The following is a 19,866-nucleotide window of genomic DNA, read 5'->3' on the forward strand; positions in this document are numbered from 1 at the left end:
GTGCTATGCCGGCCGAAATTCAGATCGGTGGCGTCGATGTTGCAGTCAGGGTTGATGGTCAGATTCACTTTGAACTCGGCGTTGGCCGAGGACGCTGCGGAAGCCAGGCCAGGCATGGCGGCCATGAACATGGCGGACACAACGGCGAGGCACGAAAGCGTACGAACAGAGCGTGATGCGTACATAGGGTGAACCTCCTTGAACGTGAACGTGACTGGATTCCCCACCGAGCCACTGCTCTCAGCCGTTGATCGAATTCGCTCGACCCGGCGTGATCGAATCTGGGAATGGAGACGTCTAAACGATGTGAATCGCAAACGCGATTTCCGTGCGTTCAAACGAACGTGTCGACGGATGATCGAAGGCATTACCTCATCGGCGACAGGCCATTCCTACACGCCCCACCCCTATCGCTCGAGCGCCGAACGTTGCGCCCACTGCACGCGCGAATGCACCCCGCTTTGCACGCATCCAAGCGTGACCGAGCTCGCCCAACGTCGCCAAGAATCGCTTTCATTGGCCCCGTCATCGCGGGTTGAGTCGGCGGCAATCACCACGGCACTTAGGAGGTGCCAAGACGTCGACATGGTCCGTTGGCCCGGCGTGCACCCCGCCTCCACACATCGGTACGTCACGATTAACTCTCACACTGACAGTTAATACGTACTCACCAAAACGCAACGTGCGCACACTAAAACTAGCTAAAGGACTTGCCCGCCCTCCTGCTCCATTCACCTATTGAACCCACGGGCAAAGACTCGGATACGTCCAACACGCCGTTAGCCGCGCGAAAGCGCGAGCGCCGGGCCACCGCCTTATCGGATAGCCCCCAGCGCCCAAGGCGACGCGGCCGGGCCGCATGAACCCGAGCGCCGGTGCGTGTATCCTGCCCGCGTACCCGTTCCATCGACTGAGGATTGCCCCATGCGTCTGGTTCGCCTGCTTCCGTTGTTGTTGAGTACCGCTTTAGCGCTTCCCTCGATCGCCTTTGCGGCCGAGCAATACGTACCGCTTCAGCAGCGCATGTCGCCTGAGGATTTCAAGGCGGCCGGCCTTGATAAGCTGTCGCCGGATGAGTTGAAGAACCTTGATGCGTGGCTCAGCGGGCACGGCAAGACCGTTACCAAGATGGTCGACGCCAGTGGTAACCCGGTGTTCTACACGGGCAAGGAAAAGGTCGGCCCGATCCAGGCGCGCGTGCAGGGTAGTTTCGCGGGCTTCAATGGGCATAGCGAGTTCACCCTGGACAATGGCCAGATGTGGAAGCAGGCGGATACCACCAGCATCTCCTGCCTCGCGGCCGACTCGCCGAAGGTCACCATTCGCCGATCGCTGCTGGGTAACTGGATGATGGCCGTGGATGGCTGCTCCACTACTACGGCGGTCGTGCGCACCCGCTGATGCGACAAACCCCTGCGGCAGCAGTCATGCCACCGCAGGGGTTCGACTCAGGCCAGGGCTTCCAGCGCCCGGGTGAGTCGCTTGGCCGATACCGGCTCGGCCGTCTTCAGCTCCTGCGCGAACAGCGATACGCGCCATTCCTCGATCAGCCAGCGTAGTTCGTCCAGAGGCTCAACACCTTCGGCGCGGTGCTTGAGGTAGTCGCGCCAGAACGGCAGTACCTGCAACATGCGCTGCTGGTCCTTGGCCGGGTCCTGCCGCAGACGCTCCGCGCGCAACCGCATCGCCTTGAGGTAACGCGGATAGTGCACCAGGCGCGACGTAGGTAGATCGCGCAGAAAGCCCGGCACCAACAAACCGTCCAATTGCTCGCGCAGGTCGTCGTAACTCGCACGCGCGAAACCCATCAGCGGCGGCTGCAGCCACGGCTTCAACTCCGCTTGCGCTTCAATGATCGGCTCGGCCAGCTTGAGGCGTTCCACCGCTGCGCCGAAAACCTCGCGCGCGGCCTGCGCATGCAGAGCCTCGAAGGCGCCTGCGGTACGCACATCGAGCACTTGGCGCGCCAGCAGATCGTGGAAGCCGCCCTCCACCAGGTCCTCACGCAGGCCATCCACGCCACCGAGCGGCGCGTATTTCAACGCCAGGGGATTGGCGATGGGCAAGCGTCGGCGCGCCTGTTTCATATCGCTGGGCAGCGCATTTCGCAGTAGACGAACCACACCTTGCTCATGCGCCTGGCGGGCTTCGTCGCTGCGTTCGAACACACGCAACGCCACCGTTTCGCCCAGGTCGACCAGGGCCGGAAAGGCCAACAGACCGCCAGCCGAGCGCACCTGGGCCGGGATTTCCTCGAAGTCCCAGCGGGTGACATCTTCGCGGGTAAGTTCGATATCGGTCTTGCGCGAGAACGCCTCGCGCGCCTGCCCTTCCCACTGCGCGCGCAGCGCCCCGAGGTCGCGAGCCGCCGCCAACGTTTTGCCGTTCTCGTCGTGCAGGCGATAACGCATGCGGAAATGCGCCGGCAGTTCGACCGCGTCGAACTCGCCTGCGCTCACCTCTACACCCGTGGCACGCTTGAGGAAGCTGGCCAGCGCCTTGCTGAGCGATTCGTCGCGAGGCGTTTCGGCTTCCACGAAGGCGCGGGCGAAATCCGGCGCAGGAACAAAGTTGCGACGCAAAGCCTTCGGCAGGCCGCGAATCAGCTCGGCGACTTTCTCGCCCAGCAAGCCCGGCACCAGCCATTCGCAGCGCGCCGTGGGCAGCGCATTCAACATGGCGAGCGGCAGATGCAAGGTCACACCGTCGGCGTCATCGCCGGGGACAAAGCGGTATTCCAAGCGGTACTTCTGCGGCCGCGCCTGCGCATCTTGCGTGCGTGGCGTTTGGCCGGACGCGGCGGGCGGCGACATATCGAGCGATGCGGGAAACGCCTTGGGGTCCAGCCCGGCGCCGCCGCTCATGACATCATCCAGCGACCAACGCAGCGCCGCCTGTTCGGCCGGACGCGCGCGACGATACCAGGCTTCCAGCGCACGACTGTCGGCGATGTCCTGCGGCAGTTTGTCCTCGAAGAAGCGCACCAGCTCGTCTTCGTGGCGCAGCAGGCCTTCGCGGCGCTGCTTGGCCTCGATACCCAGGGCTTCTTCAAGCACGCGCTGGTTGGCGCGCACGAAGTCGGCGCGCGTATCGATGTCGCAGCGCGCCAATGCCTCGCGCAGAAAGATCGCGTGAGCCTGCTGCGGGTCCTGTTGCTGGAAAGTCACCGGGCGCCGCTCGACCAGGGTGAGCCCGAACAGGCTCACCTGTTCATACGCCACCACGTGACCGCGCTTGCGCGACCAGTGCGCGTCGCGACAGGACGAGCGCAGCAGATGCCGCGCCTGCTGCTCGATCCATAGCGGCTCCACGCGCGCGCACATCATGCCCCACACGCGTCCGCCCACATCGAGGATCTGGGCGGCGAAGATCCAGTGGGGTGGCGTTTTGGACAAGGCCGAGCCCGGGAACACCTGAAAGCGGCGCTCGCGCGTGCTGCGGAACACACCCTTCTCGTCCTTGTGACCGACCTGGGTCGGCAGGCCGGCCAGCAGGCTGCGATGCAGGGCTTCGTAGTGGCGGGCGGCCTCGTCGTCCTTGCCGCCTTTTCCATCGTTCGAGGATGCGACAGCGGCCGCGGGCGATGGGCGCGGACCTTGGCGGCCCTGCGGCTTCGCAGTAGCCGAGGGGTTGGATTTGACCGACTCGCGCGGAGCGGCGCCATCAGCGCGCCCTTCGCCGCCGGCGCTCGCGGGGCCGCCGAATGTCCACCCCAGCTCCTGTATCACCAAAAGCAGCTGGCGGTGCAGCTCGCGCCATTCGCGCATGCGCATAAAGCTCAGGAAGTGACGCGAGCACCAATCGCGCAGCTTGGACTGCGTAAGATCTTCATGCGCCTTGCCATACTCGCGCCATAGATTGAGCACGCCCACGAAATCGGACTTGGGATCGGCAAACGCCGCATGCGCCGTGTCGGCCTGCTGGCGCGCATCGGCGGGGCGCTCGCGCGGGTCCTGAATGCTGAGAAAGGACACAATGGCCAGCATGTCGCGCAAGCCATGCAGCTTCTCCGCTTCCACCAGCATGCGCGCCAACTGCACGTCGATGGGCAAGCGTGCCAGCGTGCGGCCGATGGGCGTGAGCCGGCGCTGCTCGTCGATGGCGGAAATCTCCGCCAGGCGCCGATAACCGTCAGCGACCACGCGCGGATCGGGCGCCTCCAGGAACGGGAACGCGTCCACGTCACCCAGTTGCAGCGCAAGCATGCGCAGGATCACGTTGGCCAGCGAAGACCGCAGCAGCTCGGGATCGGTAAAGGCGGCGCGACTGGCATAGTCGGCCTCATCGTAGAGGCGATAGCAGATGCCAGGCCCCACGCGGCCGCAGCGGCCCTTGCGCTGATCGGCGGCGGCGCGCGATATCGGCTCCACATGCAAGCGCTCCAGCTGGCTGCGCTGGCTGTAGCGTTTCACGCGGGCCTGGCCGGAATCGATCACGTAGCGAATGCGCGGCACCGTCAACGAGGTTTCGGCCACGTTGGTGGCCAGGACGATGCGGCGCTTGGGACCGGGCTTGAACACGCGATCCTGATCACCCGCGGAAAGCCGCGCATACAGCGGCAGCACTTCCGTCTCGCGATACTGCCGGCGCGACAGCAACAGGTGCGTATCGCGAATTTCGCGCTCGCCGGGCATGAAGATCAGCACATCGCCACGCGGATCGTCATGCGTGATCTCATCCAGCACGGCGGCGACGTGCTCGGCACTGCCCTGGGCCAAGTCACCGACGCGTTGGCCGCGACGCGCTGCCACCTCGTCCACCGCGCGCCAGCGCACCTCCACCGGATAGGTACGCCCTTCCACCGAGACGATGGGCGCGCCATCGAAATGCTCGGCAAAGCGCGCGGTGTCGATGGTGGCAGAGGTGACGATGATCTTGAGGTTGGGTCGCTTGGCCGCGAGGCGCTTCAAGTAACCCAGCAGGAAGTCGATGTTGAGGCTGCGCTCGTGCGCCTCGTCGATGATGATGGTGTCGTAGGCGCTCAGCCAGGGATCGCCCTGGGTCTCGGCCAGCAGGATGCCATCGGTCATGAACTTGACCAGGGTGCGTTCGGACACCTGATCGTTGAAGCGCACCTGGAAGCCCACCTGCTCGCCCAGCGGCGTGGCGAGTTCTTCCGCCACGCGGCGCGCCACCGAGCGGGCCGCCAGACGGCGCGGCTGGGTGCAACCGATCATGCCGGCTTCGCCGCGGCCGGCCGCCAGGCACAACTTGGGCAACTGGGTGGTCTTGCCCGAACCGGTTTCGCCGGCGATCACCACCACTTGGTGCTTGCGGATCAGCTCGACGATTTCATCGGCGCGCGCGGTGATGGGCAGCGCCTCGTCCAGGCGGATGGCCGGCTTGGCCTCGGCGCGCGCGCGGCGACGTGCCACCGAGGCATCGATATCGCTGGCGAGCGCGGCGAGCTTCTTTTCGTCGAAACGGCGCGTGAGTTCGCGCCAACGCCCCAGCAGGCGACCGTAGTCACGGCTGCAGGCGTTATCGAGCGATTGCCGCAGCGGCTTGAGGCGGGCATCGCCGGCGGAGGGGCGGGGAGCGGGTGCGTGTGTCATCGGACCGCACATGATAGCCGCAGCTCCGCTCCTCAAGCGCCCACGGGGGATTGGGCACTTTCAGCGCGCCGGCGAGTCCGTGATTTGAGTAACCTCACACAGGGATGTGCGCATGCTTGCCACGCCGGGAAGCCCGGCCGGGGTGCCGCGCTTTTCCGCCAGCCGCAACGCAACGCTGGCGCTGGTGGGCCTGGGTCACCTGGCGCTGTTGCCGGTCATGCTGCGCCCCGTCGCACCCTCTTCAGGCGAAGCGTCGCAGCGCCGCCGACGATGGCGAGGCCTTGCAGGTTCGCCCGCTGCGCCGCTCATCCGTCGTTGCCGTGATCGCGGCGACCCATGCCGCCGTCGCCCCCTAACCCTGCGCAAGCCGCCCAGGCGAGCCGACGCACCGGCACGCCGCCTTGGCTGCGCCACACGACTGATAGATGAAAGCTATGGCGACCATCGCAAGCATTCATTTTACCAATCGATATCCGCCCACTACCCTGGCTGCAGTCTTCGTCAACAACACCCTCTACGTTAAGGAGCAAGCCATGGCCATCTCCATCGGTATCGCCAAACAGGATCGCGAACAGATCGGCGAACATCTGTCCAAGCTGCTCGCCGACACCTACTCGCTCTATCTGAAGACCCACAGCTTCCACTGGAACATCACCGGCCCGCACTTCAACAGCCTGCACACGATGTTCGAGACCCAATACAACGAACTGTGGCTGGCCGCCGACGAAATCGCCGAGCGCATCCGCACCCTGGACGTGTTCGCCCCCGGCTCTTACAGCCAGTTCGGCAAGCTCACCTCCATCAAGGAAGAAGCTGGCGTGCCTGACTGGAAAGACATGGTCGGCCAGTTGGTGGATGGCCATGAAATCGCCGCGCACACCGCGCGCCAGGTGATCAAGGTGGCCGACCATGCGGGCGACGAAGGCACCGCCGATATCGTCACCGGCCGCCTGAAGGAGCACGAGAAGACCGCCTGGATGCTGCGCTCGCTGCTCAAATAATCGCCAGCCATGACGGGATCGGCCTTTCGGGAGCCCTACGCGCGACCGGGCGAACCGATCCAAACCGTCACGCTGCTTGAACATCCCCTGCAACGACGAGCGCGCAGTGATGGATGGCCTGACCTCGGGCTGACCATGCTGCGCGGTCTTTATTGAGCGAAAAGCGCGTCAACGTTAAGCTCCCTGTGCTTTTCGGCCTCGTGTGAGGCAGCCCACGGGGACCGTTTTGAGCACCAGCACAACCACTCGCGACAGCCGGCACCCGCTGCTTGCAGCCATCTTGCTCGCCCTGATCGTGGCGGCCATGAACATCGGCCTGTGGTGGTGGAGCAATCTGCCGCACGGCCCTGAAGACTGGAAAGGTCCGATCGGCGGCTTTGCGCTGTCCGCCTTCCAGCGCTACCAGAACCCGCTGAAGAACGACTTCCCCTCCGACGAGGAAGTGGACAGCGACCTCAAGCTGGTCAGCCGCTATACCTCGCGCATCCGCACCTATTCGATGCTGCAGAACCCGCAGACCTACCGTCTGGCGGAAAAGGATGGTCTGCAGGTGATGGCCGGCGCGTGGATCGATCGCCGCCTGGACAATAACGAGAAGGAAATCGAGGCGCTCATCGCCCAGTCCCGCCGTTATCCCAATTCGATCAACCGCGTGGTGGTTGGCAACGAGGTGTTGTACCGCAACGACATCCCGCCCGAGCAGCTGATGGCCTACGCCGATCGCGTACGCGCGGCCATCCACCAGCCCGTGACCATCGCCGAGCCGATCGGCGTGTGGCAAAAATATCCCGAACTCGCCGAGCACGTGGACTTCATCACCGTGCACCTGTTTCCGTATTGGAACGGTATTCCGGTGACCGGGCCGGGCAAGGGCCTGGACGCCTTCCCGGCGGTGACGGACGTGCTGGGCAGCTACGACGCGCTCAAGAAAATGTATCCCGGCAAGCCTATCGTCATCGGCGAAGTGGGCTGGCCGTCGAACGGTGACCGTTTCCAGTACGCCGACCCGTCGGTGTCCAACGAGGCGATCTTCCTGCGCACGTGGTTCAACGAAGCCAAGAAGCGCAACATCGACTATTACGTGATGGAGGCGTTCGACCAGCCCTGGAAGGAAAAGCTCTCCGGTCGCACGGAAGCTTACTGGGGCATGTTCAACGCCGACCGCCAGCTGAAGTTCCCATTCCTCGGCCCGGTCACCGAAGACACCGGCTGGCCGTGGAAGGCGCTGGCCGCCAGCTTGCTGGCGCTGCTGCCGATGATCTGGTTCTCGCGCCACTACAGTCGCTTCAAGCTGACGGGCCGCTTCTTCTTCTGCGCGCTGATCCAGCTGGCCTGCGGCCTGATCGTGTGGTCAGCTACCCTGCCCTTCAATTTCTACCTGAGCTGGGTCGACTGGACCATGCTGGTGCTGCTGTTCCCGGCCCAGATCGCCATTCTCGCCATCCTGCTCATCAATGGCTTTGAGTTCACCGAAGTGCTGTGGCGCCGCAACTGGGTCCGCCACGCGGGCCTGCTCACACCCGATCCGGTGGAAAAGCAGCCGTTCGTGTCCATTCACCTGGCCTGCTACAACGAGCCGCCGGAGATGGTCATGGTCACGCTCGACTCGCTGGCGGCGCTGGACTATGAGAATTTCGAAGTCCTGGTGATCGACAACAACACCAAGGACCCGGCGATCTGGAAGCCGGTGCAGGAATACTGCGAAAAGCTCGGCCCCAAGTTCCGCTTTTTCCACCTGGAACCGTGGCCTGGCTTCAAGGCCGGCGCGCTCAACTTCGGCCTGAAGGAAACCAACCCGGAAGCCGACGTGGTCGCCGTGATCGACGCCGACTACGTGGTGCGCAAGGACTGGCTGGCCGCGCTCACCGGCTACTTCCACGACGCCAAGGTGGCCGTGGTGCAGTGCCCGCAAGCGCATCGCGACTTCGAGCACAACCGCTTCCGCCGCATGACCGCGTGGGAATACGACGGCTTCTTCCGCATCGGCATGCATCACCGCAATGAGCGCAACGCCATCATCCAGCACGGCACCATGACCATGGTGCGTCGCTCGGCGCTGGAAGGTACCGGCGGCTGGTCCGAATGGACCATCTGCGAAGACGCCGAGCTGGGCCTGCGCCTGATGCATGCCGGCTATGAGCTGGTCTACGTGGACGAGCTGATGGGCGTGGGCCTCACCCCCGCCGACTTCAAGGCGTACAAGAGCCAACGCTATCGCTGGGCGTTCGGCGCCATGCAGATCCTCAAGGGCCGTTGGGACTGGATGACGCAGAAGGGCCCGCTCTCCGGCGGACAGCGCTTCCATTTCCTCACGGGCTGGTTCAGCTGGTTCGCCGACGCGTTGCACCTGATCTTCACGATGATGGCGATCTTCTGGACCGCCGGCATGGTGGCGTTTCCCACCTTGTTCAGTCTGCCGATGCAGCTGTTCCTGATCCCGGTGATCGGCTTCTTCTTCGCCAAGGCCATCTTCGGCATCGTGCTTTACCGCGCCCGCGTACCTTGCAGCTGGTACGACACCCTGATGGCCTCGCTGGCCAGCATGGGCCTGTCGCACGCCATCGCACGCGGCATCCTGCACGGCCTCACCCGCGAAAAGACCTCGTTCGTGGTCACCGCCAAGAGCCGTCGCCTGGGCGGCAGCAACTTCGCGGCGTTCGCGCCGGTGCGCGAGGAATTGCTGATGGCCGTGGCCCTGCTCCTGTGCATCATCGGCATGGGCTTGCGCTTTGGTACGCATTACGTGGAAGGCACGCTGTGGATGTTCATCATGGCGGCGCAGTCCATTCCCTACGTTTCGGCCGTGATTGGCGCATGGATTGCGCACAAGGCCGGCGACAAGGCGGGCTGAAAAGCACGCGCTGGTGGGGCTGCCGTTCATCGGCACCCGGCGAGCGATCGGCTAAGCTTGGGTTGCGCGTGTTGACCACACGCGCACGCCGCCACTTCCAGGATGGAAAAAGGACCGCATGCGCCGATTTCGACGCCTGACGCTGCTGCCGCTCTTGCTCGCTCCGCTGCTCGCGCACGCCGGGGTTCAGTTGGTGGTGGATGGCGTGGACGATCCGTTGAAGCTGGCGGTGACATCCGGCGTGGACATCGGCCAGTACGCCAACCGCGACGTGACCGAGGCCCAGGTGCGCCGCCTGTACGACAAGGCGCTGGATCAGTCCAAAAGCGCGCTGGAACCCTACGGTTACTACGAAGCCGCCGTGCAGGGCCAAATCGACCCGGTAGGCACCGATTGGCGCGTGACCTTGCATGTCACCCCCGGTGCGCCGGTAAAGGTCACCACCGTCGATGTGCAACTGGATGCCAAAGCGGCGGAGATTCCATCGATCCGCCGCGCCAGGCGCGCCATCGAAAACCTCAAGGGCGAAACGCTCAATCACGGCGCGTATGACAGCGCCCGCGACACCTTGAGCGGCGCCCTTACCGCCAACGGCTTTCTGGATGCCCGCCTGGTCACGCATACGGTGGAAGTGAACCGTGGCGAGCGCAGCGCGGTGATCAAGCTCGCCTGGGAGGCCGGGCCGCGTTACCGCTTTGGCGAGGTGCACTTCGAAGGCTCCCAGTTCCGCGATGGCCTGCTCGACCGCTACGTACCCTTCAAGCAGGGCGAGTACTTTGCGCAAGACAAGCTGCTCCAACTGCAACAGGCCTTGAATGGCGCCGATTACTTTTCGGTGGTCAACGTGCTGCCCGACGTGGACGACAAGAAGAACGGCGTGGTCGACGTAAAGGTGGAACTGGTGCCGGCCAAGCGCACCATCTACACCGGCGGCCCCTTCATCGGCACCGACACCGGTTTTGGCGTGCGCCTGGGCAGCGAGCGCCGCTGGGTGAATCGTCGCGGCCACAAGTGGAAGAACGAAGCGGTCATCGCGCAGAACCTCAAGACGCTCTCCACCCTGTATTCGGTGCCGATGCCCGGCCCCAACCAGCGCAGTTTCAACTACGGCGCCACCTATCGCGACTCCAACACCGACACCTCCAAGTCCAAGACCCTGGAAGTCGTCGCCAACGAAACACGCGAATGGTATGGCTGGGTGCGCACCATCGGCGTGCATGCGCTGGATGGCACCTTTACCGTGGGCAAGCAAAGCGGCGAGCCGGACAATGCCCCAGGGGTGGAGCGCGGCAACAGCAACCTGTTCTATCCGGAAGTGTCGCTCTCGCGAAAATCGGGCGACAACCCGATCTTCGTCCGCAACGGCTGGTCGCTGACGCTGGCTGGGCGCAGCACCGTGGGCGGACTGCTTTCCGATGCGAGCTTCAGCCAGGTCACCGCCGATGCGAAATGGATCACCTCTTTCGCCGGCAACAATCGTCTGATCCTGCGTGGCTCGGCGGGCATGACCTGGACCAACGATTTCGCCGACCTGCCGCCGCAACTGCGCTTCTTCGCCGGCGGCGACCGCTCGGTGCGCGGCTACGGCTACCAGACGATTGGCCCCAAGAATGATTTTGGCCGCGTGATCGGCGGCAAGAACCTGCTGGTCGGCAGCACCGAGGTGGAGCACTACTTCAACCGCAATTGGGGCATGGCCGCCTTTGTCGATGCCGGCAATGCCTTCGACGGCACCGACTATCGTCCCAAGGTGGGCGCCGGCCTGGGCGTTCGCTGGCTCTCCCCGGTGGGCATGATCCGCGTGGACCTTGGCACCCCGGTGCATAACCCGGATGACCACGGCGTAGAGTTGCATGTCGTGATCGGCCCGGATCTGTGAGAACGACGCCATGAACGCCGCCACGCCCGCCGCCTCCGCCGCCCCTCGCCCGCCACGCCGCTGGCTGCGCTGGAGCCTGTGGTCGCTGCTCGCGCTGTTACTGCTGCTGATCGGCTTTGTGCTGTGGCTGCTGGGCACGGCGGGCGGCCTGCGCTTTGCGCTGGCGCGCGCGGAAGGTTTTACGCAAGGCGCGCTCAGCGTGCAATCGGCGCAAGGTCGCCTGCTCGGCCCGCTCGATATCACCGGCCTGCGTTATGCCGATGGCGAGGGCCTGGACGTGCACGTGACCCGCGCGCACGTGGACCTGCGCGCCAGCGCCCTGCTGCGCAAGCGTCTGCATGTACTGGCGCTGGACGTCGGCGACGTGACCGTGGCGCTGCCCAAGAGCAAACCGGAAGAACCCCAAAGCGAAAGCAGCTTCTCCTGGCAACCGCCCTTCGACATGCTGCTTGATCACGCGCACGTCGGCGCCGTCCATGTGACGGAAGCAGGCCAGCCGTTGTTCGTCTCCCATTCGCTCGACCTGGCGGGGGGCTGGACCCAGCGCGGCATCGAACTCCACCAACTCGCGCTGCGTGCACCCGAAGGTCATGCCGATCTCGACGGTAGCCTGGTCATTGCCGGCAACTATCGTGGCGACAGCAAAGCCAACTTTGCCTGGCGCGTGGCCGACACCGATTACGCCGGGCAACTGGAAGCGCACGGCGACGGCAAGCAGGCACGACTGGACCTGCAACTCACCCTGCCGATGGCCGCGCACCTGCAGCTTCAGCTTGCCCAGAGCGGCAACTACGCCTGGACGGCGCATCTGGATGCCCCCCGCTTCAACCCCAGGCCGTTGCTGGGCGACAGCTCGCTCACCGGCCTCGCTGTATCGCTGCAAGGCGAGGGCGACCACCGCAGCGGCTCGCTGAACGGTCAACTCGGCCTCAACGACATCCATCTGCAACTGCACCCGCTCACGGCGCACTTCAGCGACGACCTCAAATCGCTCACCATCGACCAGCTCGCACTCGGCTCCCCGCAGTTCAAGGGGGATGTCACCGCGCATGGCGTGGTGCAGCTGAGCGCGCAACCGCTCGCGGCCGAGCTGACGCTGGACTGGCAAGGCGTGGAGCTACCCGAACAACTGGCCGGACAGACGCTACTGAGCCACGGCCGCTTGCAGGCCAAAGGCAGCGCCGAGCAATTCCACGCCGAGGGCGCTCTGGCCATCGGCCCCACCGACAAGCTCGCCGATGTCACGCTCAATCTCGATGGCACGCAGCAGCAGATTGACCTGCACGAGCTCAGCATCAAGCAGCCGCAGGGGTATCTGACCACGCACGGTACGCTCACGCTCCAGCCGGCGATGGGTTGGCAGTTGGAGGCCAAGGCCAGCAAGTTCGACCCCGGTCACCTGCTTGCACAATGGAGCGGCTCACTGGATGCCGACCTCGCCTCGCAAGGCACGCTGCCACAAGGTCAGCCGGACGTGACGCTGGAAATCCGCCAGCTCGAGGGGCGCCTGCGCGAGCGCACCGTGCACGGCGACGGCAAGCTGCACCTCCCCCCCGAAGGCGTGGTCGACGGCAAACTGCATCTGATCTCGGGTGGCAGTGATGTGCAAATCGATGCACTCCCCGGCAACAGCAACAACGTCACCATCAAACTCGCCATCGCCACGCTGGGCGATTGGTTGCCTGATGCCGCGGGTCGCCTGCAAGGCATCGTCCACGTACGCGGCAAATATCCCGCGCTCGCCGTGGATACCAACCTGCAAGGCCACACGCTCAGCTATGCCGGCCAACACATCGAAAGCCTGCGACTGCTAGCCGACCTGCCGGACCTCAGCCATCCCGGCGGCAAGCTCGATCTGCAGGCCGCCAGCGTTCAGGCCGGGGGGCTGCATTTCAGCCAGGTCGACGTGCACGGCAACGGCACTGCCGAGCGCCACAGCCTTACGCTGGAAGCGCACGGCCAGCCGCTATCGGCCGACCTGGCATTGAACGGCGGCCTCAAAGGTTCGCTTTGGGGCGGCACGCTCTCCACGCTCAACCTCGACCTTGCCGGCCTGCCACGCTGGCGTCTGCAGCAAAGCACGTCGCTGTCTTACGACGATGGTGCATTCAATCTCTCCGAACTATGCGTCACCGCGGGCGAGCCCTTGCTCTGCGCCGCCGCCAAGCAGGACAAAGCCGGCAACCTCGATGCCAGCTATCGCCTGCACAGCCTGCCCATTGCGCTGCTGATGAGCGCGGCAAGCACGGCCAAGGTGCCGATGCGGGTGGAAGGCTCGCTGGAAGGCAACGGCAGCGTTCGCCGCAACACCGCCGGCGCGTTCAACGGGAACGCCTCGATCACCTCAGCGCGCGGCTCCATCGCCTACGCCGAGCACGCGGATCAACCGCTGCTCACCTATGACAACCTCACGTTGAACGCGCAGCTGAGTCCGTCGAGCCAACGCGTGGAACTGCACGCGGGCCTCACCAACAACGGGCGGCTGGAGGGTCAGGTGACCCTCAGCGGCGCACAGCAGGCCATGAGCGGACATGTTTCGGTAAACGTCACCAACCTGGCGCTGCTGGAAATCGTCACCACGGAAGTGGTCAATCCCAAGGGCACCTTGAGCGGCGACCTCAACCTTGGCGGCACCGTGTCGCAGCCGGCCATCAACGGGCAGGCCACGCTCGGTGATTTCTCCGCCGAGGTTCCCGCGATGGGACTCAAGCTCAGCCAGGGACACGTGGTCGTCTCCACGCACGACGCCAGCACTTTCCGACTGGACGGAAGCCTGCGTTCGGGCGACGGCACCCTGGTGCTGGCCGGCAGCGCCGCGCTGGGCAACGATGCGCAGAGCGTGCTCTCGGTAAAGGGCAGCAACGTCAAAGTGGTGGATATCCCGGCCGCCAAGGTCGCGGTATCGCCCGACTTATCCGTGCGACACAACGCCGATGGACTTGTGATTGGCGGCTCCGTGGCGCTGGACAGCGCCGAAGTGAACCTGGAAAAACTACCCGGCGCGGGCGCCACCAAGGCCTCACCCGACGTCGTGGTGGTCGATGAAAAGCAGCGCGAGGACGAAGCCAGCAGCCTGCCGGTCAGCGCCAACGTCACGGTAAACCTGGGCAACAAAACGCACCTGGTCGGCATGGGCCTGGATGGCAAGCTGCACGGCCAACTGGTGGTGAGCGAACGCCCTGGCCGCGCCGCCACCGGCCAGGGCCAGATCGAAGTGGACGGCACCTATAAGGCATACGGCCAGAACCTGCAGATCGAGCGCGGCCAACTGCTGTTCGCCAGCACGCCCATCGACAACCCCGGCCTGAACATCCGCGCTATCCGCAAACTCAATCCCAACGCCACCATCGATGATGGCCAGAAGGTCGGGCTGTATATCGCAGGCACCGCGCAACGCCCGGTACTTACCGTGTTCTCGCAGCCGGTGATGGAGCAATCCGACGCGCTCTCCTACCTGGTGACCGGCAAGCCGCTATCGCAGGTGAAGGGTGGCGAAGGCAACATGGTCGGCGCGGCGGCGCAGGCACTGGGCTCGGCCACCGGCAATCTGCTGGCCAAGAGCATCGGCTCGCGCCTGGGCGTGGACGACATCGGCGTGAGCAGCAACGATGCACTTAACGGCGGCTCGGCCTTTACCGTGGGCAAGTACCTGTCGCCCCGTCTGTACCTGAGTTATGGCGTGGGCCTGTTCGATCCGGGCCAGGTCATCACCCTGCGCTATCACTTCAACGCACGCTGGAATTTCGAGGCGCAGAACGCCACCGACTTCAGCCGCGCCAGCCTCAACTACCGTTACGAAAAGTGATCTGATGCCAATGCGTCGCCAGCGATTCCGCCCTCATGCCAACGCACACAGGCGCATGGCCGGCACGCTGGCCTCGCTCCTGGCGCTGTCCGCGCATGCATCGCCATGCACTGGCGTGGACCGCACGCTTAGCGATGCGCGCCGGGCGGCGCTCGCGCCTGCCATCGCACACCAGTTGACCTTGCCGTTCGTCGACGTCCTCCAATCATTCCGCCTCAAGGGCTGGAGCATTGTCTATGTCGATACTCATGTCAGCGATGAACGCTTTTTGTTCTATTCGGCCGATCCCTTGACCGGTCATGCAGTCACCGAATGGGGCGGCGCGGCCACCCGCGACGAAGGTGACGATATCCAACGCTGGCTGCTCAAAAACGCCCCGTCCATCCCTCCTGCGCTGGCACGATGCTTTGCCTGGCACGTAACGCAGGATCGCGACCAGTAGCTCGCCAGGCCTGAGCAAGCACGGCGCGCATTGCGCCCATAGCCCATAAGTCATGCCCACCCCGACCGGGCGTAGGATTATCGTGTTCACCCCTTCAGGAGAGCTCACCCATGCGGCAATTTCGTTGGATCCTCACCGCGGCGGCGCTGACCAGCACCTGCGCGCTGGCCGCCACGGCCCCTACGCCAGCTCCGGCCCAGGCGGCGCGCAGCGCCAGCGGCATCGACCTTTCCGGTATCGACCACAGCGTCAAGCCCGGTGACGACTTCGACAATTACGCCAACGGCGATTGGAAGAAGACGGCGCAGATTCCCGCTGACCGCTCCAGCACCGGTGTGTTTCTGGAAGTGTTCCAGAAGGCCGAGCAGCGCAACGCCGACCTGATCCGTGAGGTCGGCAAAAGCAACGCGCCGGCCGGCTCCAACGAGCGCAAGATCGCCGACTACTACGCCGCCTTCATGGACGAGGCCGCCATCGAGAAGCGCGGCCTTGCGCCGCTGCAGCCGGCGCTGAAGCAGATCGATGCCATCGCCAGCAAGGCCGATCTCGCCCGCGTGCTGGGCGGTGACCTGCGTGCCGACGTGGACCCGGTGAACGCTACCAATTTCCAGACCGAACACCTGTTCGGCCTGTTCGTCTCGCACGGCCTGGACGACGCCACCCACAACATTCCGTACCTGCTGCAAGGCGGCCTCGGCATGCCCACGCGCGACTATTACCTCTCCGATGACAAGGCGATGGTGGAAACGCGCGGCAAGTACCAGGCGTATATCGCCGCCCTGCTTAAGCAGGCAGGTGTAGCCGATGCGGACGCCAAAGCCAAAGACATCCTCGCCCTGGAAACCAAGATCGCCAAGGCGCAGGTCGATATCGTCGACAGCCAGGACGTGCACAAGGCCAATAATCCGTGGGCGCGCGAAGCGTTCGCCAAGAACGCCCCGGGCCTGGATTGGGAGGCCTATTTCAAGGCTGCGGGTCTGGACCAGCAAAAGACCATCGACGTGTGGCAGGTGCCGGGCGTCAAGGGTCTCTCCGCGCTGACCGCCAGCGAGCCGCTGCAGACCTGGAAGGACTACCTCACCTTCCACGCGCTCAATGAATCGGCGTCCCTGCTGCCCAAGGCCTATGCCGACCTCAGCTTCGGCTTCTACGGCCAGACGCTCTCCGGCACGCCCAAGCAGCGCGATCGCTGGAAGCGCGCCATCGCCAGCACCAACGTGGCGCTGGGCGACGCGGTAGGCGAGCTCTACGTGAAGAAGTACTTCCCCGCCTCGTCCAAGGCGCAGGTCGAACAGATGGTAAAGAACATCCTCGCCGCCTTCGACGAGCGCGTGGATGGCCTGGACTGGATGACGCCAGCCACGCGCCAGAAGGCCAAGGCCAAGATCGCCAGCATCCGCGTCAGCGTCGGCTACCCCGAAACCTGGCGCAACTACGGTCCGCTGGAGATCAAGGCTGACGATGCCCTGGGCAACCAGCAGCGCGCACAGAAGTTCGAGTACGCGCACCAGCTCGCCAAGCTCAGCCAGCCGGTGGATCGCGGCGAATGGTGGATGACCCCGCAGACGGTGAATGCGGTGAACCTGCCGCTGCAGAACGCACTGAACTTCCCGGCGGCCATTCTCGAAGCGCCGTTCTTCGACCCCAAGGCAGATGCCGCCGCCAACTACGGTGCCATCGGCGCGGTGATCGGTCACGAGATCAGCCACAGTTTCGACAACCTCGGCGCCGAGTTCGATGCACAGGGCAACCTCGCCAACTGGTGGACGCCGGAAGACCAGGCGCACTTCAAGGCGGCCGGCCAGAAACTCGTGGCACAGTACAACGCGTACGAAGCACTGCCGGGCCTGCACGTGAACGGCCAGCAGACGCTGGGCGAAAACATCGCCGACGTCTCCGGCCTGACCATCGCCTACCTCGCCTATCACAAGTCGCTGGGTGGCAAGCCGGCGCCGGTGATCGACGGCCTCAGTGGCGACCAGCGCTTCTTCCTCGCCTTTGGCCAGGCGTGGCGCGAGAAGGTGCGTGACGCCGCCATGCGCCAGCGTGTGATCGGCAACGAACACGCACCGGGCCGCTTCCGCGCACAGACCGTGCGCAATCTGGATGCATGGTACGACGCGTTCCAGCCCAAGCCGGGCGAAGCGCTGTACCTGGATCCCGCGCAGCGCGTGAAGATCTGGTAAGGCTGCACTCGATCGCGTGACCAAGGCCACGCCTCGCCAGAGGCGTGGCCTTTTTGCTACCGGGATGGGCTCCCATGCGCCGGCGCACGAACCTCGCCGATAACCTACTAAGTATGGGCGGGCCGGGGCATCAACGCCGCCAGTACGACGGCCAGGATGAACAACGCTGGCACGTCACCCCACAAATGTCCCATGTGGGCCGGATGGCTCAGGGCCTGCACCGCCATGATGCCGCCGTGCACCACGCTGGACCACACGGTGAACCAGATCAGGCTAAGGTTGGCCAGCGGGTCCCGTGCAGCGCGTATCAGGAACACGCCGAGCGTCGCGTAGATACCCACGATCATCATCGGATAATCCGAATAGCCTTCGTGCCATACCCAGCCAGACGGCCAAACGAGCATTAACGGATAGACGGCCAGGCAGACGATGCCCAGCACGACCAGGGCGATACGCAGCAACTTCATGCGCGGCGCTTCGTTCATGGCACCCACCCACGGCAGTGGAGAGGGCTACAGTCTACGCCGATGCCATTGGCTTAGAGGTCCCGTGTCATGACGGCGCAACCGGCTGCCTCGGCGTCATCCGCGAAAGGACCGCCCAGCCAGAAGCCAAAGCCTGCACCCAGCTCTCGCGCTGCCGCGAAGGGAGCGACGAACGTGCCGAATCGCAGGATCAATCGGCGATGCATGGCGGTATCCAAGGACTTGATCTCGGCATGTGTCGCATCGCGTTGCATGAGCGTGTCACACGCCATGCGTCGCGCCGCTTCCGCTCACGCGATACCCAGCCCTTCGATCCCCACGATGGCATGGCTGTCAAAGCCCGCCAGCTCCGCAAAATGGCGGCCACGCTCGGCGTAGTCGTGGAACTGGTCGAAACTTGGCGCGCCCGGCGATAGCAGCACCGTGCCGCCAGACGGGGTAAGTTCACGTGCCACGGCCACCGCTGCATCGAGGTTGGCGGCTTCGCGTAGATGATCTATGCCCGCCTCGCGCAAGGCCTTGGCGATACGAGCGCCATTGGCCCCCTGGGCCACGATGAGATGTGGCTCGTGCCCGCGCATGGCCTGCACGAAATCGCTCCAGTCCAGGCCGCGATCGTGTCCGCCGACGATCACCGTCACCGCCTGCCCTTGCAGGCTGCCGAGCGCGGCCAGGGTCGCCTGCGGCGTCGTGCTGATGGAGTCATTGATCCAGTACAGGCCGCCCTGCTTACCCAGCGGTTGCAAACGATGCGGCAGCGGGCGGAAGTCCGCCAGCGATGCCGCGGCCTTGGTCGCGTCGAACCCCATCGCCTCCAGCGCCGCGAGCGCCGCGCAGGCATTGAGTGCGTTGTGGTCGCCCGGCGCCCGCAACAGGGCGGCATCGAACACGGCGTGTTCGCCTCGATGGATCACCTTGCCGCGCGCATGCCAGCCTTCCGGCCGACCAAACAACAGGCGCTGCGGATGCCGCGCCGTGCGTTCCAATAATGAGGACTGCAAGGCGTTGACCAGCAGGCGGCGTGATACGTCGGCGAGCTTGAGCTTGTCGGCGATGTAGCGCTCGCGCGAACCGTGCCAGTCCAGATGCTCTTCGTAGAGGCTGGTGATGACGCCCAGTTCCAAAGCACCGGCTTCTCCGGTCTGGAAGCTGGACAGCTCGATGGCCCATAGCGGCGCCTCCTGCCCAAGCAACTCCAGCAGCGGCATGCCGATATTGCCCGCCAGCGCGGTGCGCACACCCAAGCTGCGCGCCAGATGCGCCAGCAAGGCAGTGGTGGTGCTCTTGCCCTTGGTACCGGTGATGGCCACCACCTGCGCCTGGGGATTCTCGGCAAACCACAGTGCCGTGCCGGAGGTGATCCGCAGGCCCGCCTCGCGCGCGGCGAGCAGGGCCGGCTTGTAGGCCGAGATGCCCGGCGACTTCACGACAACCTCGAACGCCGACAGGGCGGCTGCATCGGGCTCCTCGCCGCGAACATCCAGCGCAGCGTCGAACGCACCGGCATCGGCGACTTCAGCCGCGCTGCAGAACAGCGTAAGCGCGAGTTGCGGTAAACGAGCACGGATAGCCGCGATGGCCGCCTTGCCTTCGCGCCCGAAGCCCCACACCGCGACGCGGCGTCCGGCAAGATCGGCGATGCGCAACGCCGGGGTGTCGATC

Annotated in this window: 12 protein-coding genes; 7 read left to right on the top strand and 5 right to left on the bottom strand. The window is 64.8% G+C overall.

What is annotated here, in order from left to right; all coding sequences use genetic code 11:
* Positions 1 to 185: hypothetical protein (locus JHD67_RS17735; protein ID WP_199100522.1), on the bottom strand; the 185-nt coding region annotated here is incomplete at its 3' end.
* Positions 186 to 924: 739 nt separating this feature from the next.
* Between JHD67_RS17735 and JHD67_RS17740 the strand changes: the two genes are divergently transcribed.
* Positions 925 to 1,401, top strand: a complete 477-nt coding sequence (locus JHD67_RS17740; protein ID WP_199100523.1) for a hypothetical protein — start codon at positions 925 to 927, stop codon at positions 1,399 to 1,401.
* 47 nt (positions 1,402 to 1,448) lie between these two features.
* On the opposite strand, the gene hrpA is transcribed toward JHD67_RS17740, so the two are convergent.
* Positions 1,449 to 5,555 (bottom strand): ATP-dependent RNA helicase HrpA, encoded by a 4,107-nt coding sequence (gene hrpA, locus JHD67_RS17745; RefSeq protein WP_233172016.1) that lies wholly within the window; start codon positions 5,553 to 5,555, stop codon positions 1,449 to 1,451.
* Between the two features lie 533 nt (positions 5,556 to 6,088).
* Between hrpA and JHD67_RS17750 the strand changes: the two genes are divergently transcribed.
* The 6 genes from JHD67_RS17750 (at position 6,089) to JHD67_RS17775 (ending at position 17,719) form a co-directional block, all read left to right on the top strand.
* Positions 6,089 to 6,556 (top strand): Dps family protein, encoded by a 468-nt coding sequence (locus tag JHD67_RS17750; protein ID WP_199100531.1) that lies wholly within the window; start codon positions 6,089 to 6,091, stop codon positions 6,554 to 6,556.
* A gap of 304 nt (positions 6,557 to 6,860) precedes the next feature.
* Positions 6,861 to 9,407, top strand: a complete 2,547-nt coding sequence (locus JHD67_RS17755; RefSeq protein ID WP_233172017.1) for a glycosyltransferase — start codon at positions 6,861 to 6,863, stop codon at positions 9,405 to 9,407.
* Between the two features lie 118 nt (positions 9,408 to 9,525).
* Positions 9,526 to 11,286: an autotransporter assembly complex family protein gene (locus JHD67_RS17760; RefSeq protein ID WP_199100525.1), complete on the top strand. Its 1,761-nt coding sequence runs from the start codon at positions 9,526 to 9,528 to the stop codon at positions 11,284 to 11,286.
* Positions 11,287 to 11,296: 10 nt separating this feature from the next.
* Positions 11,297 to 15,091 carry a translocation/assembly module TamB domain-containing protein gene (locus tag JHD67_RS17765; RefSeq protein ID WP_199100526.1) on the top strand — a complete coding sequence of 1,265 codons (3,795 nt, stop codon included), beginning with the start codon at positions 11,297 to 11,299 and terminating at the stop codon, positions 15,089 to 15,091.
* Positions 15,092 to 15,146: 55 nt separating this feature from the next.
* Positions 15,147 to 15,533, top strand: a complete 387-nt coding sequence (locus tag JHD67_RS17770) for a hypothetical protein (protein WP_199100527.1) — start codon at positions 15,147 to 15,149, stop codon at positions 15,531 to 15,533.
* A 110-nt stretch (positions 15,534 to 15,643) separates the two neighbouring features.
* Complete coding sequence (locus JHD67_RS17775) at positions 15,644 to 17,719, top strand: M13 family metallopeptidase (protein ID WP_199100528.1); 2,076 nt, start codon at positions 15,644 to 15,646, stop codon at positions 17,717 to 17,719.
* A gap of 107 nt (positions 17,720 to 17,826) precedes the next feature.
* On the opposite strand, the gene JHD67_RS17780 is transcribed toward JHD67_RS17775, so the two are convergent.
* From JHD67_RS17780 to murD, 3 genes are read right to left on the bottom strand one after another with little or no spacing between them, the layout of a single operon-like run.
* Positions 17,827 to 18,204, bottom strand: coding sequence for a DUF6632 domain-containing protein (locus tag JHD67_RS17780; RefSeq protein ID WP_199100529.1), 378 nt, complete (start codon positions 18,202 to 18,204; stop codon positions 17,827 to 17,829).
* A gap of 53 nt (positions 18,205 to 18,257) precedes the next feature.
* A complete protein-coding gene (locus JHD67_RS17785; RefSeq protein ID WP_199100530.1) occupies positions 18,258 to 18,458 on the bottom strand; it encodes a hypothetical protein in 201 nt (66 codons plus the stop codon).
* A gap of 36 nt (positions 18,459 to 18,494) precedes the next feature.
* Positions 18,495 to 19,850 carry a UDP-N-acetylmuramoyl-L-alanine--D-glutamate ligase gene (gene murD, locus JHD67_RS17790; RefSeq protein ID WP_199100533.1) on the bottom strand — a complete coding sequence of 452 codons (1,356 nt, stop codon included), beginning with the start codon at positions 19,848 to 19,850 and terminating at the stop codon, positions 18,495 to 18,497.
* Positions 19,851 to 19,866 lie beyond the last annotated feature (16 nt).

This window comes from Dyella sp. ASV21 (assembly GCF_016428975.1).
In the GTDB taxonomy this organism is placed as follows: Bacteria; Pseudomonadota; Gammaproteobacteria; order Xanthomonadales; family Rhodanobacteraceae; genus Dyella.